Below are 21,560 nucleotides of genomic sequence, written 5' to 3' on the forward strand. Positions count from 1 at the left end.
GAAACGATCGTAGAGAGTCTGATAGGTTCGAGTCCTGGTTTCGGGGAGAAGGGGGCACGGCATGGGACAGGACGCGACGGTTTCCGGAGCCGGACCGGTGACGGTGCGGCGGGGGCTTCCGGCCGGAGCCGAGCGGCGGGCGGCCGAGCTGTACTGGGACGCCTTCGGCCGCAAGCTCGGCCCCGCCCTGAACCCGCCGGACAGGGCGGTGCCCTTCATCGCCGCCCACCTGAACGCCGATCGCGCGGTCTGCGCGCTCCTGGACGGGCGGCTCGTCGGCCTCGCCGGGTACCAGCACGGCGGACGGGCCTTCACCGGGGGATCGGCCCGCCGTGCTGCGCGCGTACGGACCTCTGCGAGGACTGCACCGGCTCCTGCTCCTCGCCCTGTTCGAACGTCACCCGGCCCCCGGGCAGCTCGTCATGGACGGCATCGCCGTGCATCCGGACGTGCGCGGCCGGGGCGTCGGGAGCCTGCTCATCGAGGAGGTGGCCGCCGTCGCCGCGGAGCGGGACTGCCGGGAGATCAGACTGGACGTGATCGACACCAATCCGCGCGCCAGGGCCCTGTACGAGCGGCGCGGCTTCACGCCCGTGCGGACCGAGCACACGCCCTACCTGCGCCGGCTGCTCGGTTTCGGCGCGGTGACCACCATGCGCCGCCCGGTGGCGACGAGAGGAGCGGGAGAGCGGTGAGCGCCGGTACCGACCACGTCGAGGTCCCCACCCGCATGCTCGTCCACGCACTGATCCGCGAGGACGGCACCGTCGGCGCGGACGAGCTGTACACCGTCGCCAACACCCTGGGCATGAGCGACCAGCAGGTGCGGCTGTGCGTCAGACGCCTCGTGGCCGAGGGCCGGTTCACCCACGAGGGCCGGGGCCGCAAGGCGGAGCTGCACGCGACCGCCGGCACCACGCGCGCCCTGGCCCCCAACGCGGACTTCCTGCGGCACGCGTTCCGGCAGGACGCCGGAAGCGCGCCCTGGGACGGCGTCTGGCACCTGGCCGCCTTCGCGGTGCCCGAGTCGGCGCGCGCCGCCCGGGACACCCTGCGCGAGACGCTCGTCCGCCTCGGCGGCGCCCCGCTCCAGGGCGGGCTGTACGTCTGCGCCAACCCGTGGGAACCGTACGTCGAAGAAGCGGCCCACCGCCTCGGCGCCCACGGCGCGCTCACCCTCCTCACCACCACGGACCTGCGCAGGGGCGACACCCGAGAGCCTGCCGAACTCGCCCGGCGCCTCTGGCCCTTGCAGGAGATCGCCGACCGCTACCACCGTCTCAGCCGCATCGCCCGGCCCCGCCTCGCCCGGCTCACCGGCCCCGGCGGACTCCCCTCGTCCGCACTCCTCACCATCGCCGTCGAACTGGCAGCCGAACTCACCCGCGCCATGGAGCCCGATCCGCTGCTGCCGCCCCAGCTCCTGCCCCAGCCCTGGCCCGGCACCCGGGCCAGGGAGCACATCGCCCGGTGCTGGGCGGCCCTGTACGAGCGCGACCGGGGTGGAGCGCGCCCGGCCCTCTTCCGCGTCTACGCCGACATCACCCGGGAGGCGGCGGGCCGGGTCACGCGCTGAGGACGGGGCGGACCACGCGGAGTTCCGAGGGTCGGGGTGTTCACGGGGAACGACGTCGGCAGTCGAGATGGCGGGTGTCACCGAGGCCGACGACTTGGCGGTTGTGGAAGAAGTCGTCCTCGCGCAGGGTGGTGATGCTGCCGGAGGGCGCCCGGAAACTGACGTAACCGGCCGACTCGATCGGCATCCCGATCCAGGACGCCACGACGTACGTCAGGGATCCGCCGTGCGTCACGACGATCTGGTGCCCGCAGGGGCTCCGCAGGATCTCGTCCATGGCCGCGTAGACGCGCCGCGCCCACACCTCCTTGGTCTCCGCGCCCCGCACGCCCTCGTGGTGGTCCATCCGCTCCCCGGCGGCCGGCGGCGGGACGAAGCGCCGGTCGAGCCACTCCTGCGGCCTTCCCTCCGCCTCGCCGTAGGACTTCTCCCGCAGCCTGCGGTCCAGGACCGGCTTCACGCCGAACACCTCGGACACCTCGTCCGCCGTCCGCAGGGTGCGCCGCAGGTCCGAGGTGAACAGCTCCACCTCGGCGCCGTCCGGAATCCGGGCCCGCAACGCCCGGGCGATGGAGACCGCCGCACGGACGCCGGCGGGTGTCAGCCGCGAGTCGTGCCATCCGCCGACGACTCCCTCGACGTGGTGCGTCGCCTCCGGATGGGTGACGACGTGAAGAGTGCGCATGGGGTGTGTCCTCCTGCCGGGTGGCGTCCGCCTGGTCGCAGACCATCACTGTGGAAGACCGGCTCGGAACCATCAATCGGGTTCTTCGGCTCGCGGGCCCGCTCCCCCGTCCGCGGGAGGCCGGAGAGCGTCGTCGCCCGCCCGGTTCACCTCCCAGGACACGAAGCCGCTCCGGCCGATGACGACGAAGACCCGCACAGGTGATGCGCATCACTCACCGATACCCCCCGGGGCATGGACCGGACCCTGTTACGGTTGGGTTCAGACATACCCCCCTGGGTATCCCTGAAAGCAAGTGAGCAGGAGTTCCCCGCATGGTTCCCGAGATCGACCAGCAGCGGTCCGCCGAGGCGCACGCGGCAGGCGCGCTCGTCGTCCTGCCCGTCGAGACCCCTGGTCTGGGCGACCGCACCTACCTCGCCCACGACGGCTCGGTGGCGCTGGTGGTCGACCCCCAGCGCGACTACGACCGCGTCACCGCGCTGGCCGACGCCGCCGGGGTGCGGATCACTCACGTGTTCGAGACCCACATCCACAACGACTACGTCACCGGCGGCCTGGCCCTGGCCCGCGAGGTGGGCGCGCGGTACCTGGTGAACGCCGACGACGAGGTCTCCTACGAGCGGACCCCGGTGCGCGACGGCCAGGTGGTCGAGGTCGGCGACACCATGCGGGTGCGCGTGATCCACACCCCGGGCCACACCCACACCCACCTGTCCTACGCCCTGGAGGCCGGCGGGGAGCAGGTCGCGGTGTTCACCGGAGGCTCCCTGCTGTACGGATCCACCGGGCGGCCGGACCTGCTGGGGCCGGACCACACCGGCACCCTGGTGCGGGCCCAGTGGCGCTCGGCGCGCCGGCTGGCGGAGGAACTGCCGGACAGGACGGCCGTCTACCCCACCCACGGGTTCGGCTCGTTCTGCTCCGCCACGCAGGCCACCGGCCTGTCCAGCACCATCGGTGAGGAGAAGCGGACCAACACCGCGCTGACCTCCGACGAGGAGACCTACGTCGAGCGGCTCCTGGCGGGCCTGGACGCCTACCCGGCCTACTACGCCCACATGGGCGCGGCCAACTCCAGCGGGCCCGGCAAGCCCGACCTGTCCGCGCCGTCCGTGGCGGAGCCGGCCGAGCTGCGGCGCAGGATCGAGGCCGGCGAGTGGGTGGTGGACCTGCGCGACCGCACCGCCTTCGCCGCCGGGCACCTGGCCGGCAGCCTCAACTTCGGCCTGGACGGCCAGTTCGTCACCTACCTGGGCTGGCTGATCCCGTGGGGCACCCCGCTCACCCTGCTCGGCGGAAGTGCGGCGGAGGTGGCCGAGGCCCAGCGCGAGCTGGTCCGCATCGGCATCGACCGCCCGGCCGCCATGGCCACCGGAGGCCCCGAGGACTGGGCCGGCGGCGAACCCCTGGCCGCCTACGAGCGCGCCACCTTCGGCGACCTCGAGGCCGCCCTGACCGGCGACGACGAGTTCGTCGTCCTGGACGTGCGCCGCGACCAGGAGCGCCGGGAGGCGCACATCCCCGGCACGGTGCACATCCCCGTCCACGAGCTGCCGGGCCGCCTCGGGGAGATCCCCGCGGGCCGCGTCTGGGTGCACTGCGCCGGCGGCTACCGCGCCGGGGTCGTCGCCGCGCTGCTCCACGCCCGCGGCCGCGACGTCGTCGCCGTCGACGACAGCTTCGACAAGGCCCGCGACCTGGGCCTGTGCGCCCTCCCCTCCGAGACCCCCGCACCCCCGGCAGCCCCGTGATCCCCGCACCCCCCGCGACTTCCGACGACCGACGACCGACGACCGACAGGAGACCGACGCGTGACCACCTCCACCACCCCCCGCAGCCTGACCACCGACGAACTGCGCACCAGGCTGGAGTCGGCCGCCCCGCCCCGGCTGCTCGACGTCCGCTCCCCCGCCGAGTTCGAGGGAGCGCACATCCCCGGCTCCTACAACGTGCCGCTGGACACCCTGCGCGAGCACCGCGAGGAACTGACCAAGCACCTGGACGGCGACGTGGTGCTGGTGTGCCGCTCCGGCCAGCGCGCCGGCCAGGCCGAACGCGCCCTCGCCGAAGCCGGACTCCCCGGCCTGGCGGTCCTGTCGGGCGGCATGACCGCCTGGGAGAAGTCCGGCGCCCCGACCACCTACGGCCAGGAGCGCTGGGACATGGAACGCCAGGTCCGCCTGGTCGCCGGCTCCCTGGTGCTGGTCGGCGCCCTCGGCAGCTTCGCCGTCCCCGGCCTGCAGGCACTGTCCGCGTTCGTCGGCGGCGGACTGGCCTTCGCCGCCGTCAGCAACACCTGCGCCATGGGCGTGCTGCTGTCGAGGATGCCGTGGAACCGCACGCCCTCCTTCGACCCGCGCAAGGCCGTCGCCCAGCTCGCCGACGGCAGGTGACCACCATGCCGCCGACGCCCGTCCCGGTCCCCGGGCCGCCGGCGGAGGCGGGTCGATCCTGACCGCGCCGCTGCCGGCGCACGTCGCGGGCATGGACGCCGAGGAGGCCGCCGCCGCCTCCTTGTCCGTCGTCGGCGTCACTCCGCCGTGGGCACGATCCACCGTGCCCACGGCGGGCGGGCGGGGTGGCGACCACACCCTCCCCCGGCTCCCGCCCGGTTCACGCCGGCCGCGGGCGCCTTCGTCCTGATCCGACAGGCGCCCGCCCGCGCAGCCGCCCCGGCCCCCCACTGCCCCGGCGCACGCCCTTCGGCGCGCCGAAGGGCGTGCGCCGGGGCAGTCGCATGCCGTACCGACCGGGAATGGCTCGTCCCGCCCTCCGCGTTCTTTACCCCAGGGGGTATCAAAGGCAGCTCCTCCGGCGAACCGGGAGGGAGTGCCCACGAGCACCGCCGCCCGGCCGCCGCGGGTTTCGGGGACACCGTCACCGGCAACGGCACCACCCTCGACAGGGCCGGCGCCGAGGCCGAGCGGCTCCCGGACCGGCCGATCACCGCGGCCGGCACTCGACCGGTCCTTCGAGAGGAAGATCCCATGGTCCAGCTCCCCGCCGACCAGGTGCGGTCGGCCGCCAACCGCCTCAAGCGCGCCCAGGGCCAGCTCGCCGGCGTCGTGCGCATGCTGGAAGAGGGACGCGACTGCGAGGACGTCGTCACCCAGCTCGCCGCGGTCAACCGCGCGCTGGACCGGGCCGGCTTCGCCATCGTCGCCGGCGGCCTCACGCAGTGCCTGACCCAAGAGGGCGGAGCCGACAGCCTGGACACCCGGAAGATGGAAAAGCTCTTCCTCTCCCTTTCCTGAGACGCTCCCGCCCCGATCAGCCGAGCACCCCGGGGCGCTCGCGTCTTCGCGGCGTGGCTCCGCACACGTCGGGCAGCAGCGCTCCCACGGCGCTCCGGGAGGCAGCCCGGGCGCCTTCCCGCCCGTGGACGACCGCTGTCGCGGGTCACCGGCCGTGAGCCGCGCCCCGGGGCAGGGGGCCGACGCCGGATCGGCGGCCCGGGCGGAGGGCCGCGTGGCGCCGGCCGGGGCCGGGGCCGACGCTCCGCCGGGCGAGGGCGTCGGCGACGGCGCCGGTGGTGAAGGCGTAGACGGCCTTGTGCAGCACGTCGACGACGAGTTCCTCCCGGGGCCAGGTGGACGGCGGGGCTCCGACGCCGGTGGCGTTCTCGAGGATCTGGTCGTTGGTGAGGCGCACGACGGTGAACTTCGCCGAGGCGACCGGTCCGCGCAGCCCGGCCTGCGCCATGACCGAGCGCAGCACGCCGAGGAGGGCGGCCTGGCCGAAGTGCATGGCCCAGTTCAGGGGCAAGGGCTGCTTCCGGGGGTGTTCGGGCAGGCCGGACAGACGCTGGAGAACCCGGGCGGGCACGTAGGAGTCGGGCCGTCCCGTGACGGCCTGTTCGAGTTTCTCGCCGAGGGTCATCACGACGCCTCCGGCGGTGCCGGCGACCAGTCCCTGCCACAGAGCTCGCTTGATCACGCCGTTGCGGGTACCCACCGTCCGGCGCCTCGACCCGGGCCGCCGGAGGCTCACCCGGATGCCGCGCCCGTCGGGCACCTCCGCCGGGCAGCCCTGCCCGGTGCCGGAGGACGGTGGCCCCTGCGCCGCACCGGGTCGTTCGCCGCAGCACGGCACGAGCCGCGGCCGCGCGCCGTGACCGCCTCCCGGTACGCGGCCACCGACCGCGCCGTGCTGGCGGCGGCGACGGCGCGCCGCCCCCTTCGGCGCGGAACGCCCGCTTCCCCTACGTCCCCCCGGGTACCCGCCGCGGTGGACGCGGCACCGGGGGCGCCAGGCTCAGGAATACCCCCCCAGGTATACCTGTTAAAGTGGACGTCGAATACCCCCCGGGGTACCCATTCTCTCGTGGAGGAGTCGCAGCCGTGTTCTTCGTCGACACCCTGGAGTTCGAAGGCCTGGGCAACCGCAGTTACCTGGCCGGGGGCTCCCGCGGCGCGGTCGCCGTCGACCCGCCGCGCGACATCGACCAGGTGATCGCCGCCGCGGCGAAGCGCGGGGTGCGCATCGCGTACGTGGCCGAGACCCACGTGCACAACGACTACGTCACCGGCGGCCTGGAACTGGCCCGCGTCACCGGCGCCGCCTACCTGGTGCCGGCCGGGGCGCACATGTCCTTCGCCCGCACTCCGGTCGCCGACGGCGACACCGTGACGGTGGACGACGGCCTGGTGCTGCGCGCGATCGCGACTCCCGGCCACACCCCGCACCACACCTCCTACGTCCTGGAGGAGGGCGGGCGCGCGGCCGCCGCGTTCACCGGGGGGTCACTGCTGATCGGCACGGTGGGCCGGCCGGACCTGGTCGAGCCGCGGCTGACCGAGCAGCTGGCCCGCGCCCAGCACGCCTCGGCGCACCGGCTGGCCGACGAGCTGGACGACGAGGTGCCGGTGCTGCCCACCCACGGCTTCGGCAGCTTCTGCTCCTCCTCGCAGGCCGAGGGGGACGCGACCACGATCGGCCGGGAGCGCGGGAGCAACGACGCGCTGACCCGGGACGTGGACACCTTCGTCGCCGAGCTGCTCGCGGGCCTGGACGACGTGCCCGCCTACTACGCGCACATGGGCCCGGCCAACGCCGCCGGTCCCGCGCCGGTCGACCTCACCCCGCCGGGGCGTGCGGACGCCGGGGAGATCGCCTCCCGGCTGGCCGCCGGCGAGTGGGTGGTGGACCTGCGCAGCCGCACGGCCTTCGCCGAAGGACACGTGGCCGGGTCGTTCAACTTCGAGGGCGAGGGCAAGCTCGCCACCTACCTGGCCTGGCTGATCCCGTGGGGCAGGCCCGTCACCCTGCTCGCCGAGACCCCCGAGCGGATCGCGGACGCGCAGCGGGAGCTGGCCCGGGTCGGCATCGACCGGCCGGCCGCCGCCGCCACCGGCGACCCGGCCGGCTGGATCCGCGCCGGCGAGGAGCTCGCCTCGTTCCCCCGCGCCGTCTTCGCCGACCTCGCCGACGCGCGCGAGCGCGGCGAGGAGGTGGTGGTGCTGGACGTGCGCCGCGACTCCGAGCGCGCGAACGGCTTCGTCGCCGGCTCGGTGCACATCCCGGTCCACGAGCTGTACGGCCGCCTCGGCGAGGTGCCGTCCGGAACCGTGTGGGTGCACTGCGCGGGCGGGATGCGCGCGGCGATCGCCGCCTCCCTGCTGGACGCCGCCGGACGGCAGGTCGTCGCGGTCGACGACGGCTTCGACGCCGCCACGGACGCGGGCCTGACCGTCACCCGCGCCTGAACCGCCCCACGAACCACCCCGCCCCTCCCGTCGAAGGCACCTCCATGTTCCTCTCCCACCGCGGCACGGACCGCTCCACGCCCGACCGGGCCCGCGTCCTCGTCCGCACCGACGGCGGCACCGCCGTGCCGCTCGACGTCCGTGAAGCACCGGAGGGGGAGGCCGGGCACGCGCCGGGCGCCGTCCGCCCGCCCTTGGCAGGGCTGCCGGCGGCCGGCGAACGCGGGCAGGACGGCCGGATCGCGTGAGCGCCCTGATCCTGGCCCTGATCGCGGGAGCCGTGGTCGGTCTGGCGCTCGGCGCGCTCGGTGGCGGCGGCAGCGTCCTCGCCGTTCCCGCCCTGATCTACCTGCTCGGCTTCGACCCCGCCGAGGCCACCACCGCGAGCCTCGTCATCGTCACCGTGACGTCCCTGACCGCCCTGTACGCCCACGCCCGGGCCGGGAACGTGCGGTGGAAGGCCGGCGCGGCGTTCGCCGCGGCCGGGATCCTGCCCGCCGCCCTGGCCGGAGCCGCCGCCGCCCGCCTGCCCCAGTCCGTCCTCACCCTCGCCTTCTCCGCCGTCGCCGCCTTCGCCGCCTTCAAGATGCTCCGGCCCTCCTCCCCTGCCGGGGACGGCGCGGTCCGGCCGGCCAGGGCCGCCGGGACCGGGGCGGGCCTGGGCGCGCTGACCGGACTGCTGGGCGTGGGCGGCGGCTTCCTCGCCGTACCGGCCCTGGTCACCGTCCTGGCCTTCGAGATGCAGGCCGCCGTCGGCACCAGCCTGCTGGTCATCACGGTCAACTCCCTGGCCTCGCTGGCGACCCGCTCGGGTGCCGCCGTCTCCCTCGACTGGGCGGTGATCGGCCCCTTCATCGCCACCGCCGTCCTGGGCGCACGGGACGGCAAGCGCCTCGCCTCGAAGGTCTCCGGACCGCGTCTGCAGCGGGTCTTCGCCGTGGTCCTGCTGGCCGTGGCCGCCTTCATGCTCGTCGACGTGGTGACGTGAGACGGGGCTCGGGCCGACGGCAGGAGGAGCGTCTCGGGCGGGCGGGCGTCCCGTCCGCGCGGCGGTGGACGCCGCTCCGGTGGCGGAGCGGACGCGGGTGGCCGGCTCGCCCGTTCACCCGTCCGAGCCGCTGTGATGGCGGGGGCTTCGGAGTCCCGTGAGGGTGGAAGGCGCTGTCCACGTCGGCCAGGTCCTCGCGACCGCACCTCGGAAGGATCCGCCATGACTGAACGCAACACCACCATCCGCAGCCTGCACGATCTCGGTCTGGCAGCCTGGTTCGGCGGCTCGCTGATGGGGGCGATCGGCCTCAACGGGGCGGCCGAGGACGAAGGCGGGACGGAGACCGCCCGAGACCGGATCTCCTCGGCGGGCTGGGCGAAATGGGCACCGGTCAACGCCGCCGCGATCGGCGCGCACCTGTTCGGCGGCGGCGGGCTGCTCGTCCTGAACGCCCACCGTGTCGCCACCCAGCAGGGCGTGGCCGCCTCCACCACGGCCAAGACCGTCGTCACCGCCGCGGCCCTGGCCGCCACCGCCTACGCCCGCGTCCTGGGCAAGAAGCTCGAGCTGGCCTCCTCCACCGATCCCGCCGACGCCGAGAAGGCCCGGAAGCACCCCGTCGACCTCGACAAGGCGCGGCGGCAGCTGGCCACCGCACAGTGGGCGGTGCCCGCCCTGACCGGATGCCTGGTCGTGCTCAACGCCCTGCACGGTGAGCAGCAGCGCCCGAGCGAACAGGTCCCCGGCATGTGGGAGCGGGCCCGCTCCGTGACCCATCTGACGCACTGAGCCCCGCGGGCCCCGGGACGCCCGCACCTGGTGCGCGCCCGGCGGCTGTTGTGGCATGCCCGCGACGGCCGGGGTATGCGGGGAGGGCCGTGGCGGACCGGGCGGCCGGGGCCTGCCCTCACGCTCGGACGGGGAGTCGCCACGTCCACCCCCGCACGGACCACCGGCTGACCGGCCCGGGCACCTGACCGCCCTCCGGCCCGGCCGAGGGCGGAAGCAGTGGGGGCGCCGGACCCCGTCACGGCGTTCCGGGCCCCCTTCGGATTCCCCGCACGACCGAGGCGGCTGCCGGACGGCAGCCGCCTCCCCTTCTTTCGTCCGCCCGGCCCGCCCGGCCCGCCCGGTGCGCCCGCGGACGACTCCCACGCGTGCTCGTACACCGTCGGCCCGTGCCCGGTGTACCGCTTCGGCCCGGGCGGGGCCGGCTCCTCGTCGGACTTCCCCTACGACCCCGCCTGCTCGTCGGCCGGGAATCCCACCGGCACCCGGCCCCCCGCATCCCGTCCCACGCCCGCGGCGGAAGTGCCCATGGGCGCCGGCCGCGCGGATCGCGGGGCGCCCGGGACCAATCCGCGGCCTGTCCGGTCCCGGATTACCCGGAGTTGTTCCACCGTGCCGCACCCGTGGGAGGGTCTTTGTGAAGGAACCCGTGTTCATCGACAGTCGTCCAGTTGTCCAGCCCGACCTGCAACGGTTGCTCCACGCCGTGGCGTTGGGCGACCAGGAGGCGTTCGCCGCGCTGTACGACGCGGTGGCCGGCTCCGTCCTCGGGGTCGTCCGGGCCGTACTGCGCGACCGGGCGCAGTCGGAGGAGGTGGCGCAGGAAGTGCTCGTGGAGGTGTGGCGCACGGCCCCGCGCTACCGGTCCGAGCTCGGCACGGCCGTCAACTGGATCCTCACCCTCGCCCACCGGCGGGCGGTGGACCGGGTCCGCTCGGTGGAGGCCGCGGCGGCCCGGGACACCAGGGCCGCGCTGCTCGAGCACCGGACGGCGTACGACGAGGTGAGCGAGGAGGTCGAGTCCCGGCTGGAGCGGGAGCAGGTGCGGCGCTGCCTGCGCACCCTGACCGAACTGCAGCGCCAGTCGGTCACACTCGCCTACTACCGCGGCCTGACCTACCGCGAGGTCGCCGAAGCGCTGGCGCTGCCGCTCGGCACGGTCAAGACCCGGCTGCGTGACGGACTCGTCCGGCTCCGCGACTGCTTGGGGGTGACCGCATGACCACCACCGATCCGCATGCCCTGACCGGCGCGTACGCCCTGCACGCGCTCGACGGCCGGGAGGCTGCCGCCTTCGAACGTCACCTGGCGGGATGCGACGCCTGCGGGCAGGAGGTCGCGGAATTCACGGCGACCACCGCACGCCTGGCCCTGGCCTCCACGGTGCGCACGCCCCCCGCCATGCGGGACCAGGTCCTGCGGCGCGTCACCACCGTGCGGCAGACGCCGCCCGGTGCCGCGCCGCCGCAGCGGGTACGCCGGGGCGTGCGCCGCGGGGGCGGACCGGTCCGGTGGGCGCTGGCCGCCTCCGTGGCCGCCGCGGTCGCGTTCGGCGCGACCGCCGTGTGGCAGTACGAGCGCGCCGAGGACGCCCGCCTGCGGGCCGCTCAGACGCAGCGTCAGGCCGAGGCCCTGGCGGAGGTGCTGGCCGCGCCCGACGCCAGGTCACGCTCGGCGAGGATGGCGGGCGGCGCGGGCACGCTGGTGGTCTCCCCGGGCCGGGACCGGGCCGTGTTCGTGGCGACCGGCATGTCCCCGCCGCCGCGCGGCAAGGTCTACCAGCTGTGGTTCGCCGACGGCGAGGAGATGCGCTCCGCCGGCCTGATGGCTCCCGGCCGCGGCAGCCAGACCGTACTGATGCGGGGCCCGGTCGGCGGAGCCTCGGACGTCGGCATCACGGTGGAGCCGGCGGGCGGATCGAAGCAGCCGACGTCGGAACCGGTGGCCCTGCTCGACATGCCGGCGTGAGAACAGGCGCGGGGAGGCCGTCCGCCGACGGGCGGCCTCCCCGCCCCGGCCGCGCCGGGCGCGGCCCGCACCCGGGCCCCCGGGACGCGTCCGTACGGGGAACGCGGGCGCACAGGGCTGGTGCGCGGACCCCGGGGTCCGCGCACCAGCCCTGTGGCCGAAGGTGTCAGTCCTCGGGCATCAGGACGCTGTCGATGATGTAGACGTTCGCGTTGGCGGTCCTGACGTTGCCGCAGACCACCTCGGCGGAGTCGTCGACCGTGTAGGACTCCCCCGAGCCGGAGGTCGTCACCTCGGTCTTCCCCAGCGTCTCGAAGGAGCCGTTCTCCAGGTCCGCCGGGGTCAGCCTCTGGCCGACGACGTGGTGGGTGAGGATCCGCGTCAGCTTCTCCTTGTCGGCCAGGACCGCGTCCAGGGTCTCCTTCGGGATCTTCGCGAAGGCGTCGTCGGTCGGCGCGAACACGGTGATGTCCTGCGCGTTGTTGAGGGTGTCGACCAGCCCGGCCTTCTTCACCGCCGTCACGAGGGTCGACAGGGCGGGGTTGTTCGAGGCGGCGGTGGCGACCGGGTCCTGGGCCATGCCGTCGAAGGATCCGGCGCCCTCCTCCGGCACGGAGGAGCAGGCCGGCCCGAACGGCCGGTCCGTGCCGCTCGTGCCGTCCGTGCCCCCGCTGCTCGGCGCGGCCGGAGCGGACGCCGCGTTCGAGGCACCGGAGTTGCCGGAGTCACCGCTGTCGCCGGAGCAGGCGGTCAGGGCCAGGGGCAGCACGGCGGCAGCGGCGAGGAGACCGACGGTACGGCGGATACGGGTGTTCATCTTGTCCTCCTGTTGGACGGCGCGGTGCTGGTGCGCCCGCGGTTTCGGTGGTGCGGAAAGGCGGTTCGGGGAGGGCACGGGATCCTCGGCGGCAGGGGCCGGTGATCACTCGACGGTCACGACGACGGAATGCCGTCCGTCGGCGCCGTCGGGGACCGTGCGGGTGCGTCTGCCGGTCTGCACCGCGCCGGTGCGGTCGGTGGCGCGCACCGTGAGGGTGTGGCCGCCTCTGGACGCCTGCCAGGGAAATGACCACTGACGCCAGGTGTCGCGCCCGGCCTCGGCCGCCAGCCGGGCTTCCTGCCAGGGCCCGTCGTCGATCCGGACCTCGACCTTGGCGATGCCCCGGTGCTGCGCCCAGGCGACCCCGGCCACCATCACCGGGCCGGCCTTCGGCCGGGCGAACGGCCTGGGCGTGTCGATGCGCGACTGCGTCTTGACCGGAGCCTCGCGGGCCCATCCGCGCCTGACCCAGTACGGGTCGTAGGACGCGAAGGTCGTGAGCTCGATGTCCTCGATCCATTTGCAGGCCGAGACGAACCCGTACAGACCCGGGACGACCATGCGCACGGGGAAGCCGTGTTCGAAGGGCAGCGGCTCGCCGTTCATGCCGAGGGCCAGCAGGGCGTCCCGGCCGTCCATGACGACCTCGACCGGCGTGCCGAGCGTCATGCCGTCGACCGACCGGGACACCAGCTGGTCCGCCGGGCCTCCCCGGGAAGGAGGCTCGACCCCGCACTCGGCGAGCAGGTCGGCCAGTCGCACGCCGGTCCAGCGGGCGTTGCCCACGTACGGACCGCCGACCTCGTTGGAGACACAGGTCAAAGTGATGTCCCGCTCGACCAGCTCCCTGCCCAGGAGGTCGTCGAAGGAGTAGGTGGCCGGACGGCGTACGCCCTCGCCGTGGATGCGGAGCCGCCAGGCGGTGGCATCCACCTCGGGCACCGTGAGCGCGGTGTCCACCCGGTAGAAGTCGTCGTTGGGGGTGACGAACGGGGTGATGCCCGGAAGCCGCAGCCGGGCCCTCCCGGGCACCGGTCGCGCCGGCGATCCGGGAGCGGGCAGCACGACCCTCCTCCGTGAGGCGACGGCGTCCTGCCCGCGCGAGGTGCTGAGCGACCGGGCCGCCGCTCCCACGACGGCGGAGGCCGCCGCGGCCGACGCGGCCGCCAGCAGGAAGCTCCGGCGGTCCCGTCCTCCGGCTTCGGCCGGAGGCAGGACGCCCGCGGCGCCCTCGGCCCTGGTCCCGGCACCGTGCGCGGCCGGCGCGGGGGTCCGCCTCATCGCGGTCAGGCGGCCCGCGAGGAGGTGGAGGACCAGCGCCGCGGTCACGGCCCCACCGACGGAGGGAAACGCGTCGGTGGGGCCGGCGGAGTCGGGGCGGCTGACGGCGGCCACCGCCCCGACGGCTCCGAGGAGGAGGACGCCGGCGGCAGCGAGCCGCCGGGACCGCACCGCCAGCACGCCCAGCGCCATGACGAGCATCGTCAGCACGGCGAGGATTCCGAGCTGCAGCACGAGCTTGTCGGCGGTGCCGAACTGACGGATCGCCCAGTCCTTGACCGGAGCGGGCGTCGCGTCGACCACCGCGCCGCCCACCGCGACGACCGGACCGGCCTGGGGGCGCAACGCGGCGGCGACCAGCTCGGCCACCGCCAGCCCGGCGGAGCCGGCCGGCAGCCCGCTCAGCGCACCCGGCACCGGACGCGGCCGCTCCGGCCGTTCCCGCTGATCCCTCTCTTCGTCCCTCACGCGGGGAATCCGGTTCAGCCCGGGCGGCGGATTGGTCCTTCACCTGATCAGGTGAAGGAAACGCCCCGGACCCATCCGACACCCCTCCGGGCCACGTATCAATCGTTTGGGCTCCCGGAAGTGCGCCGCCGGGGTGCGGGCCGACGTCTCGCCGTACCGCCCTCGTCCTGTCCTGCGGAGATGACGGTGCGGGACGGGCAGGGGGATGTGACGAGGCGGGATTCCTGGTCGTCGCGGCGGTGACCACCCCGGCTCCGCGTTCCCGGCGAACGCGCCTTCGCCCACCTCAGGACGCGGCGGCTGCGACCGCGGGCCCGCCGTTCCGGCCGCCGGAAGTGCTGCCGCCCCGTCAGGCGCCGGGGACCCGGGGCCCTGTCTCCAGGCGAGCGCCCAGGGTGGCGGCGAAGTCCTCGGCGCGCGCCAGCTGGACGCGCAGCTTCTCCACCTGCTCGACGGCCGCCTGCCGGTAGGTCCGTACGCGTTCCAGCAGGGCTTCGCGCTCGTCCGCGTCGAGGCCGGCGTCGGCGTCGAGGCGGTCGGTGGCCTCCAGCAGGTCACGCATCTGGTCCAGGGTGAAGCCGAGCGGCTTCATGCGGCGGATGACCATGAGCCGGGCCACGTCCGCTTCGGTGTAGAGACGGAAGCCGCCCTGCGAGCGTGCGGACGGGATGACCAGGCCGGTCTCCTCGTAGTGCCGGATCGTGCGCAGGGACAGCTCCGTGCGCGCGGCGACCTCGCCGATCTGCATGTGCCTGCCGTCCATGCCCGTGGTCCCCTGGTCCTTCTCGTCGCCGGCGGTCCCGGCCCCGGGCGGGGCACCGCCGATCTCTACCCTAACGTTAGGGTAGAGTTGCCGACGGCGAGGGCGGTGTTCCGCCGCCCCGCCCGTTGCCGTGCCGGGGCGATGGCGCCCCGGCGAAGATCCGATTCTCGCAGGAGAGAAGCGTGCGCGAGCCCATGGCGCCCGGCGCCGCCGCCTCCCCGCCGTGACGCTTCGCCCCCGGACGTGAGGCAGGGCCGCGCCCTCGGGCCGGCCCGCCCCGTCCGCCCTCGACTTCCGGCTCCGCGTTCACGGGGCCGCCCGCGGGGCGCCGACCCGGTTGCTCCGCGTCCTTCCCGCACGCCCCGGCCCGCCGCGGGGTGTGCCCGAGCGCGACAGGTTCCGCCTCCCTTGTCCTCTGCTGCCACTGCCGTGTCCCCGGCCGCGCGCCTGCGCGGTCTGAAGCCCGACTGGTTCTCCGACCCGAAGGTCTGGCGCACCGAGGTCCTCGCGGGCCTGGTCGTCGCCCTCGCGCTGATCCCCGAGGCGATCTCGTTCTCGGTCATCGCGGGCGTCGACCCCGCGATGGGCCTGTTCGCATCCTTCACCATGGCCGTCACCATCGCGGTCGTCGGCGGACGCCGGGCGATGATCTCCGCCGCCACCGGCGCCGTCGCCCTGGTGATCGCACCGCTCAACCGCGAGCACGGCCTGGGCCACCTGGTCGCCGCCGTCATCCTGGCCGGCGTCTTCCAGGTCGTCCTGGGTGCGCTCGGGGTGGCGAAGCTGATGCGGTTCATCCCGCGCAGCGTGATGGTCGGCTTCGTCAACGCGCTGGCCGTTCTGATCTTCATGGCGCAGGTGCCGGAGATGCGCGACGTGCCGTGGGAGGTGTACCCGCTGATCATCGGCGGACTGGCGCTGATGGTGTTCTTCCCGAGGATCACCACCGTGATCCCCGCGCCGCTCGTCTCCATCGTGATCCTCACCGTGGTCACGGTGGCGGCCGGGATCGCGGTGCCCACCGTCGGGGACAAGGGCGAGCTGCCGTCGTCCCTGCCCGTGCCGGGCCTCCCGGACGTGCCGTTGACCTTCGACACGCTGACGACGATCGCCCCGTACGCGTTCGCGATGGCGCTGGTCGGCCTGATGGAGTCGCTGATGACCGCCAAGCTGGTCGACGAGATCACCGACACCCACTCCGACAAGACCCGCGAGTCCGTCGGCCAGGGCATCGCCAACATCGTCACCGGCTTCTTCGGCGGCATGGGCGGCTGCGCCATGATCGGCCAGACGATGATCAACGTGAAGGTCTCCGGCGCCCGCACCCGCCTCTCCACGTTCCTGGCGGGCTCGTTCCTGATGGTGCTGTGCATCGTCTTCGGCCCGGTCGTCTCCGACATCCCCATGGCCGCCTTGGTCGCCGTCATGGTCATGGTGTCGTTCGCGACCTTCGACTGGCACTCCATTGCCCCCAAGACGCTCAGGCGGATGCCCGCGGGCGAGATCGGCGTCATGGCCATCACCGTCGCGGCCGTCGTGACGACCCACAACCTCGCCATCGGCGTCGTCGTCGGCTCGATCACCGCCATGGTCATCTTCGCCAAGCGCGTCGCCCACCTCGCCCGCGTGCACAGCGTCCTCGACCCCGACGGCACCACGGTTGTCCACCGGGTCACCGGCGAGCTGTTCTTCGCCTCCTCCAACGACCTCGTCGGCCAGTTCGACTACGCCGGCGACCCCGACAGGATCGTCATCGACCTGTCCGAGGCCCACGTCTGGGACGCCTCCTCCGTGGCCGCTCTCGACACGATCGAGACCAAGTACGCCCAGCGCGGCAAGACCGTGGAAATCACCGGGCTGAACGACCTGAGCGCCGACCTCCACGGCAAGCTCACCGGTGAACTCTCCGGCAGCCACTGACACGGCACACGGCCCCCGGAAAGCCGCCCGCGACCGTCAGGCGCCCAGGTGCCGCCCGATCCGCCGCGCAGCGTCCCGGGCCGGCCGGCCCACGCCGGCGAGGGGGCGGAGGCGGGGCCGGTCCGGTCGCCGTGACCGGGGAGGGACGGGCGGGGCTCGCCGGCGGCCCGGGTGGCGGTGGCGCTGACGACCGCCTTCGCCCGCCTGCGGGGGGCGAGCCCCGCCCGGCCGCCGCCGGCCACCGTCACTCCCGTGTGCGCCGCGTCACGGGACCGTCGTGACCGCGACGGAGGGGAACTTCCGCCGCCAGGCGAGTGCGACGTGGACCAGGCCGATCAGGACCGGGACTTCGATGAGCGGGCCGACGACTCCGGAGAGGGCCTGGCCGGAGGTGACGCCGAAGGTGGCGACGGCGACCGCGATGGCCAGTTCGAAGTTGTTGCCCGCCGCGGTGAACGCCAGCGTCGCCGTGCGGTCGTAGGCCAGGCCCAGGCCCTTGCCGAGGAGGAAGGTGCCGAAGAACATGACCGCGAAGTAGACCAGCAGCGGCAGCGCGATCCGGGCGACGTCCCAGGGCTGGGAGGTGATGGTCCTCCCCTGGAGGGCGAAGAGGACGACGATCGTGAACAGCAGCCCGTACAGCGCCCACGGACCGATCTTCGGCAGGAACGTCCGCTCGTAGTCGGCGCGGCCCAGCCTCTGCTCGCCGATGCGGCGGGTGAGGAAGCCGGCCAGCAGCGGGATGCCGAGGAAGACGACGACGTTCAGCGCGATGTGCCAGACGGACACGTCCAGTCCCTGGCCGTCGCCGAGGTTCATCCAGCGCGGCAGCAGGTCGAGGTAGAACCAGCCCAGCAGGCCGAAGGCGAGCACCTGGAAGACCGAGTTCAGCGCGACCAGCACGGCCGCGGCCTCGCGGTCGCCGCAGGCGAGGTCGTTCCAGATGATGACCATGGCGATGCAGCGGGCCAGGCCGACGACGATCAGTCCGGTGCGGTACTCGGGCAGATCGGGCAGGAAGATCCACGCCAGGGCGAACATGACGGCCGGGCCGACGATCCAGTTGATCACCAGCGAGGAGATGAGCAGCTTGCGGTCGCCGGTCACGCGGTCGAGCCGGTCGTAGCGGACCTTGGCCAGAACCGGATACATCATCACCAGCAGGCCGAGTGCGATCGGCAGGGAGATACCGCCGATCTCGATCTTCGCGAGCGCGTCGTTCATCCCCGGGATCAGGCGGCCCAGGCCCAGGCCGACGGCCATGGCCAGCAGGATCCACACCGCGAGGTAGCGGTCGAGGGTGGAGAGCTTCCTGACGATCGAGTCGTCCCCGGCCGGGCCGGAGCCCTGGACGGTGATGGGCTCGGTGGAGGTCACGGGCAGGCCCTCTTGTTCCCTGCGGCGGTGCGGGCGGAGTCGGCCAGTGCGGCGAACTGCTCGGAGAGCCCGGCGAGGGCCTCGGGCTTGAGCTTGTAGTAGGTGAAGCGGCCGCACGGCTCGGTCTCCACCAGTCCGGCCTCGCGCAGCACCTTCAGGTGGTTGGAGAGGTTGGTCTGCCTGGCTCCGGTCTCCTCGACCAGGTGCGTCGTGCAGAGCGTTTCGCGCGCCAGCAGGGTCACGATCCTCAGGCGGAGCGGATCGCCCAGCGCCCGGATCACGTCAGGATCGACTGAAGTCAGCATGCACTGATACTTTCACATCACCGTCCGCCGACACCGGTGCGGGCCGAAGCCGTCGGCGGCAGGGTTCCGCCATGCGACGAGAGAGAACGATCACCATGGCCGACAAGCCCTCCGTCCTGTTCGTCTGCGTCCACAACGCCGGCCGCTCCCAGATGGCCGCGGCCTGGCTGACCCACCTGGCCGGCGACCGCGTCGAGGTCCGCTCCGCCGGCTCCGCCCCCGGCGACCGGGTCAACCCGGCCGCCGTCGAGGCCATGGCCGAGGTCGGCGTCGACATCTCCGCCGAGACGCCGAAGCTCCTCACCGTCGACGCGGTCCGCGAGTCGGACGTCTGCGTCACCATGGGCTGCGGCGACACCTGCCCCGTCTTCCCCGGCAAGCGCTACCTGGACTGGGAGCTCGAGGACCCGGCCGGCCAGGGTGTCGAGGCCGTGCGCCCGATCCGCGACGAGATCAGGGCCCGGGTCGAGCGCCTGATCGCCGAGATCGCCCCGGAGGCGCCGGGCCGCCCGCGGGCGTGAGGCCGGCCACGCCGGAGGCCGTACGGGCCGCCGGTCGGGGAAGCTGGAGAGGGAGGGCGTCGCATCCGCGCCGCCCTCCACGCTCTGGAGGTGCTCGGTGGACGAGCGGACGACGCTGGTGCTGATCGTGACCGTCGTGGTGGTCGCGCTGGCCCTGCTGGCGATCGCGGTGCGGCTGCTGCTGCGGCTGGTGCGCACCCGCCGCGCGCTGCGGCAGGCCGGTCTGCCGGCCGGCCCCAAGTGGGTGTTCTGGGGCGCGGTCGCCTATCTGGCGCTGCCGGCGGACCTGGTCCCGGACCCGGTGTACCTGGACGACATCGGCGCCCTGCTGCTCGCCCTGCGCAGCGTGGGCGCCGCGCTGCCGAAGGGCGCGCGGCTGCCGAAGGGCGCGGGCGGGCCCGTTCACGGCGGCACGCGCTCCCCCGGTGTCACCGCCGGGCCCCAGGAGGACTGACCGCTCCTCCCCCACGGCCGTCGTGTGCGATGCCCCCCGCGGAGATCCGCGGGGGGCATCGCAGGCGGGGAGGCCGGGTCAGCGGGTGACCACGAACCGCTCGTTGGGAACGCAGTGCGTCATGGTGAGGCCCTCGACGTCGCGCGGCGGGTTGTCACCGAGGTTGCGCAGCCGCTCCCGGTCCTCGTCGGTGAGGTCCTGGCTCTCCAGCGGCTCCAGGTGGGCGACGTCCTTCGCGCCGATGCCCAGACCCTCGCCGACCCGGGTGCCGAGGTCGTTCTCCACCAGCAGGAAGTGCCAGACCATGCGCTCCTGGATGGGGCGGTCGCACTGGGAGAGCAGGTCGATCATGTTCTTGACCAGGTCGTCCCGCTCCCACTGCTCCATCAGGCAGTACCGCTGTCCGGCCTGGAGGTAGTCGTTGGTCCGCGGGATGCGCTTGCGGGTGAGGCGGCCGCGGATCTCCGGACCCTGTTCGTCGTGGGTCGGGTAGTGGGCCTCGCGCAGCCCGCCGAGGATGGACGGCTCGTAGTTGACGATCGGGTTACCGCCGCCGCCGTCGACGTGGTAAGTCATCTGGCCGTCGCGCTGGTTGGTGCGGACCAGGCCGTGGTCGGGCTGGTTGACGGGAAGCTGGAGGTAGTTGGGGCCCACCCGGTAGCGCTGCGTGTCGCTGTAGGAGAAGGTCCGGCCGACCAGCATCTTGTCGTCCGAGAAGTCCAGGCCGTCGACGAGGACGCCGGTGCCGAAGGCGATCTGCTCGGACTCGGCGAAGAAGTCCTCCGGGCAGCGGTCGAGCACCATCCGGCCCACCGCCTTGGGCGGGAACTCCTGCTCGGGCCAGGTCTTGGTGTCGTCCAGCGGATCGAAGTCCAGCTCGGGGTGCTCGTGGTCGTCCATCATCTGGACGAGCAGCTCCCACTCCGGGTACTCGCCGCGCTGGATGGCTCCGTAGAGGTCCGCCGTCGCGTGGCCGACGTCCTGGGCCTGGAGGTTGGCGGCGTCCTCCTCGGTCATGCTCCTGACGCCCTGCTTGGGCATCCAGTGGTACTTGACCAGCTTGGTTTCTCCCTGCTGGTTGACCCACTTGTACGTGTTGACGCCGAACCCCTGCTGGTGCCGGTAGTCGGCCGGGATGCCGCGCGGGCTGAACAGGTTGACCAGCATGTGCATGGACTCCGGGGTCTGCGACATGAAGTCGAAGATCCGGCGGGGCTGCTGCACGAAGGTGACCGGATCCGGCTTGAGGGCGTGGATGACGTCCGGGAACTTGATCGCGTCCCGGATGAAGAAGACGCCCAGGTTGTTGCCGACGAGGTCCCAGTTGCCGTCCTCGGTGTAGAACTTCACGGCGAAGCCGCGGGGGTCGCGGTTGCACTCGGAGGAGTCGCGTCCGCCGATCACGGTGGAGAAGCGGCAGGCGACCCGGGACCGCTTGCCCCGCTCCTGGAAGAGCTTGGCGCGGGTGTAGCGCGCGATGGGCTCGTCGCCCCAGGCCCCGTAGGCCTCGAAGTACCCGAACGCGGTGGCGCCGCGGGCGTGGACCACGCGCTCCGGGATGCGCTCGCGGTCGAAGTGGCTGATCTTCTCGAGGAACTGGTAGTTCTCCAGCGTGGCCGGTCCCCGCGCGCCCACGGTGCGCTGGTTCTGGTTGTCGTAGACGAAGTGGCCCTGCCGGTTGGTGAGGATTTCCCTGTCGTCACCCTGCGCGGGGCCCTTGCTGGATACGTCCGTCATGCGGGGAGTGCTCCTTCGGCTGGTCGCCACGCTCACGCACCGTGTGCGGGTACGCGACACGCAGTTATGGGGCTTTCAAGTTTTTAGCACCTTTTGCCCGGTGCGGCGAACGGTACGCCCGGGAGACACGGGGCCCCCGGGAAAGCCCCGCACACCGCGCCGCCCCCGGCCGCCGCGCGACAGGGGCGACACCTTGC

Annotated in this window: 22 protein-coding genes; 14 read left to right on the top strand and 8 right to left on the bottom strand. The window is 73.6% G+C overall.

Going from position 1 to position 21,560, the window contains the following annotated elements; all coding sequences use genetic code 11:
• Positions 1-332: 332 nt before the first annotated feature.
• Positions 333-695, top strand: a complete 363-nt coding sequence (locus A2U95_RS33795; protein ID WP_420857005.1) for a GNAT family N-acetyltransferase — start codon at positions 333-335, stop codon at positions 693-695.
• A 35-nt stretch (positions 696-730) separates the two neighbouring features.
• Entirely contained in the window at positions 731-1,576 is an 846-nt protein-coding gene (locus tag A2U95_RS19950) for a PaaX family transcriptional regulator C-terminal domain-containing protein (RefSeq protein ID WP_166025408.1), read from the top strand.
• A 40-nt stretch (positions 1,577-1,616) separates the two neighbouring features.
• Here A2U95_RS19950 and A2U95_RS19955 read toward each other — a convergent pair whose 3' ends face one another.
• Positions 1,617-2,261, bottom strand: coding sequence for a histidine phosphatase family protein (locus tag A2U95_RS19955; RefSeq protein ID WP_166024436.1), 645 nt, complete (start codon positions 2,259-2,261; stop codon positions 1,617-1,619).
• 314 nt (positions 2,262-2,575) lie between these two features.
• Between A2U95_RS19955 and A2U95_RS19960 the strand changes: the two genes are divergently transcribed.
• From A2U95_RS19960 to A2U95_RS19970, 3 genes are all read left to right on the top strand, one after another.
• On the top strand, positions 2,576-4,015 hold the full coding sequence (locus A2U95_RS19960; RefSeq protein WP_166024439.1) for an MBL fold metallo-hydrolase: 1,440 nt from the start codon (positions 2,576-2,578) through the stop codon (positions 4,013-4,015).
• Positions 4,016-4,075: 60 nt separating this feature from the next.
• Positions 4,076-4,657: a rhodanese-like domain-containing protein gene (locus tag A2U95_RS19965; RefSeq protein WP_166024440.1), complete on the top strand. Its 582-nt coding sequence runs from the start codon at positions 4,076-4,078 to the stop codon at positions 4,655-4,657.
• A 594-nt stretch (positions 4,658-5,251) separates the two neighbouring features.
• A complete protein-coding gene (locus tag A2U95_RS19970) occupies positions 5,252-5,518 on the top strand; it encodes a metal-sensitive transcriptional regulator (RefSeq protein ID WP_166024442.1) in 267 nt (88 codons plus the stop codon).
• Positions 5,519-5,663: 145 nt separating this feature from the next.
• Here the strand turns inward: A2U95_RS19970 and A2U95_RS19975 are convergent, their stop codons facing one another.
• A complete protein-coding gene (locus A2U95_RS19975; protein ID WP_166024444.1) occupies positions 5,664-6,200 on the bottom strand; it encodes a hypothetical protein in 537 nt (178 codons plus the stop codon).
• A gap of 404 nt (positions 6,201-6,604) precedes the next feature.
• On the opposite strand from A2U95_RS19975, the gene A2U95_RS19980 reads away from it, so the two are divergent.
• The 6 genes from A2U95_RS19980 (at position 6,605) to A2U95_RS20005 (ending at position 11,717) form a co-directional block, all read left to right on the top strand.
• Positions 6,605-7,969, top strand: coding sequence for an MBL fold metallo-hydrolase (locus tag A2U95_RS19980; protein WP_166024446.1), 1,365 nt, complete (start codon positions 6,605-6,607; stop codon positions 7,967-7,969).
• Positions 7,970-8,013: 44 nt separating this feature from the next.
• The gene (locus tag A2U95_RS19985) at positions 8,014-8,217 is read left to right on the top strand and encodes a rhodanese-like domain-containing protein (protein ID WP_166024448.1); all 204 of its coding nucleotides are present in this window, start codon (positions 8,014-8,016) and stop codon (positions 8,215-8,217) included.
• Positions 8,214-8,957 carry a sulfite exporter TauE/SafE family protein gene (locus tag A2U95_RS19990; RefSeq protein ID WP_166024450.1) on the top strand — a complete coding sequence of 248 codons (744 nt, stop codon included), beginning with the start codon at positions 8,214-8,216 and terminating at the stop codon, positions 8,955-8,957. The genes A2U95_RS19985 and A2U95_RS19990 overlap by 4 nt, the downstream gene beginning before the upstream one ends.
• A 222-nt stretch (positions 8,958-9,179) precedes the next feature.
• Positions 9,180-9,749 (top strand): hypothetical protein, encoded by a 570-nt coding sequence (locus tag A2U95_RS19995; protein ID WP_166024452.1) that lies wholly within the window; start codon positions 9,180-9,182, stop codon positions 9,747-9,749.
• 637 nt (positions 9,750-10,386) lie between these two features.
• Positions 10,387-10,971: an ECF RNA polymerase sigma factor SigK gene (gene sigK, locus A2U95_RS20000; protein ID WP_166024454.1), complete on the top strand. Its 585-nt coding sequence runs from the start codon at positions 10,387-10,389 to the stop codon at positions 10,969-10,971.
• Entirely contained in the window at positions 10,968-11,717 is a 750-nt protein-coding gene (locus A2U95_RS20005; RefSeq protein ID WP_166024456.1) for an anti-sigma factor, read from the top strand. The genes sigK and A2U95_RS20005 overlap by 4 nt, the downstream gene beginning before the upstream one ends.
• A 166-nt stretch (positions 11,718-11,883) precedes the next feature.
• Here the strand turns inward: A2U95_RS20005 and A2U95_RS20010 are convergent, their stop codons facing one another.
• The 3 genes from A2U95_RS20010 to A2U95_RS20020 form a co-directional block, all read right to left on the bottom strand.
• Positions 11,884-12,534, bottom strand: a complete 651-nt coding sequence (locus A2U95_RS20010) for a fasciclin domain-containing protein (protein WP_166024458.1) — start codon at positions 12,532-12,534, stop codon at positions 11,884-11,886.
• Positions 12,535-12,639: 105 nt separating this feature from the next.
• Positions 12,640-14,286, bottom strand: coding sequence for a molybdopterin-dependent oxidoreductase (locus A2U95_RS20015; protein WP_166024460.1), 1,647 nt, complete (start codon positions 14,284-14,286; stop codon positions 12,640-12,642).
• A gap of 349 nt (positions 14,287-14,635) precedes the next feature.
• Positions 14,636-15,049, bottom strand: a complete 414-nt coding sequence (locus A2U95_RS20020) for a MerR family transcriptional regulator (protein WP_166024462.1) — start codon at positions 15,047-15,049, stop codon at positions 14,636-14,638.
• Between the two features lie 429 nt (positions 15,050-15,478).
• Here A2U95_RS20020 and A2U95_RS20025 point away from each other — a divergent pair, with 429 nt between their 5' ends.
• Complete coding sequence (locus A2U95_RS20025; RefSeq protein WP_166025410.1) at positions 15,479-16,969, top strand: SulP family inorganic anion transporter; 1,491 nt, start codon at positions 15,479-15,481, stop codon at positions 16,967-16,969.
• A 264-nt stretch (positions 16,970-17,233) separates the two neighbouring features.
• Here the strand turns inward: A2U95_RS20025 and arsB are convergent, their stop codons facing one another.
• Both arsB and A2U95_RS20035 read right to left on the bottom strand, forming a co-directional pair.
• The gene (gene arsB, locus A2U95_RS20030) at positions 17,234-18,346 is read right to left on the bottom strand and encodes an ACR3 family arsenite efflux transporter (protein ID WP_166024464.1); all 1,113 of its coding nucleotides are present in this window, start codon (positions 18,344-18,346) and stop codon (positions 17,234-17,236) included.
• Complete coding sequence (locus A2U95_RS20035) at positions 18,343-18,651, bottom strand: ArsR/SmtB family transcription factor (protein ID WP_166024465.1); 309 nt, start codon at positions 18,649-18,651, stop codon at positions 18,343-18,345. Before A2U95_RS20035 ends, arsB begins: the two co-directional genes overlap by 4 nt.
• 95 nt (positions 18,652-18,746) lie before the next feature.
• Here A2U95_RS20035 and A2U95_RS20040 point away from each other — a divergent pair, with 95 nt between their 5' ends.
• Together A2U95_RS20040 and A2U95_RS20045 are read left to right on the top strand one after the other, a co-directional pair.
• On the top strand, positions 18,747-19,172 hold the full coding sequence (locus A2U95_RS20040; protein WP_166025411.1) for an arsenate reductase ArsC: 426 nt from the start codon (positions 18,747-18,749) through the stop codon (positions 19,170-19,172).
• Positions 19,173-19,269: 97 nt separating this feature from the next.
• Positions 19,270-19,626, top strand: a complete 357-nt coding sequence (locus A2U95_RS20045) for a YkvA family protein (protein ID WP_240957379.1) — start codon at positions 19,270-19,272, stop codon at positions 19,624-19,626.
• A 78-nt stretch (positions 19,627-19,704) separates the two neighbouring features.
• On the opposite strand, the gene A2U95_RS20050 is transcribed toward A2U95_RS20045, so the two are convergent.
• A complete protein-coding gene (locus A2U95_RS20050; protein ID WP_166024467.1) occupies positions 19,705-21,363 on the bottom strand; it encodes a catalase in 1,659 nt (552 codons plus the stop codon).
• Positions 21,364-21,560: the final 197 nt, after the last annotated feature.

Origin of the sequence: Streptomyces chilikensis, from assembly GCF_001642695.1 — a bacterium.
In the GTDB taxonomy this organism is placed as follows: Bacteria; Actinomycetota; Actinomycetes; order Streptomycetales; family Streptomycetaceae; genus Streptomyces; species Streptomyces chilikensis.

Bases quoted from the DNA above. Each gene is read 5' to 3' on its own strand.
- A2U95_RS20005 (WP_166024456.1), top strand. From the start codon at position 10,968: ATGACCACCACCGATCCGCATGCCCTGACCGGCGCGTACGCCCTGCAC.
- A2U95_RS19985 (WP_166024448.1), top strand. From the start codon at position 8,014: ATGTTCCTCTCCCACCGCGGCACGGACCGCTCCACGCCCGACCGGGCC.
- A2U95_RS20020 (WP_166024462.1), bottom strand. From the start codon at position 15,049: ATGGACGGCAGGCACATGCAGATCGGCGAGGTCGCCGCGCGCACGGAG.
- A2U95_RS19955 (WP_166024436.1), bottom strand. From the start codon at position 2,261: ATGCGCACTCTTCACGTCGTCACCCATCCGGAGGCGACGCACCACGTC.
- A2U95_RS19950 (WP_166025408.1), top strand. From the start codon at position 731: ATGCTCGTCCACGCACTGATCCGCGAGGACGGCACCGTCGGCGCGGAC.
- A2U95_RS20035 (WP_166024465.1), bottom strand. From the start codon at position 18,651: ATGCTGACTTCAGTCGATCCTGACGTGATCCGGGCGCTGGGCGATCCG.
- A2U95_RS20050 (WP_166024467.1), bottom strand. From the start codon at position 21,363: ATGACGGACGTATCCAGCAAGGGCCCCGCGCAGGGTGACGACAGGGAA.
- A2U95_RS19960 (WP_166024439.1), top strand. From the start codon at position 2,576: ATGGTTCCCGAGATCGACCAGCAGCGGTCCGCCGAGGCGCACGCGGCA.
- A2U95_RS19995 (WP_166024452.1), top strand. From the start codon at position 9,180: ATGACTGAACGCAACACCACCATCCGCAGCCTGCACGATCTCGGTCTG.
- A2U95_RS19970 (WP_166024442.1), top strand. From the start codon at position 5,252: ATGGTCCAGCTCCCCGCCGACCAGGTGCGGTCGGCCGCCAACCGCCTC.
- A2U95_RS20010 (WP_166024458.1), bottom strand. From the start codon at position 12,534: ATGAACACCCGTATCCGCCGTACCGTCGGTCTCCTCGCCGCTGCCGCC.
- A2U95_RS20040 (WP_166025411.1), top strand. From the start codon at position 18,747: ATGGCCGACAAGCCCTCCGTCCTGTTCGTCTGCGTCCACAACGCCGGC.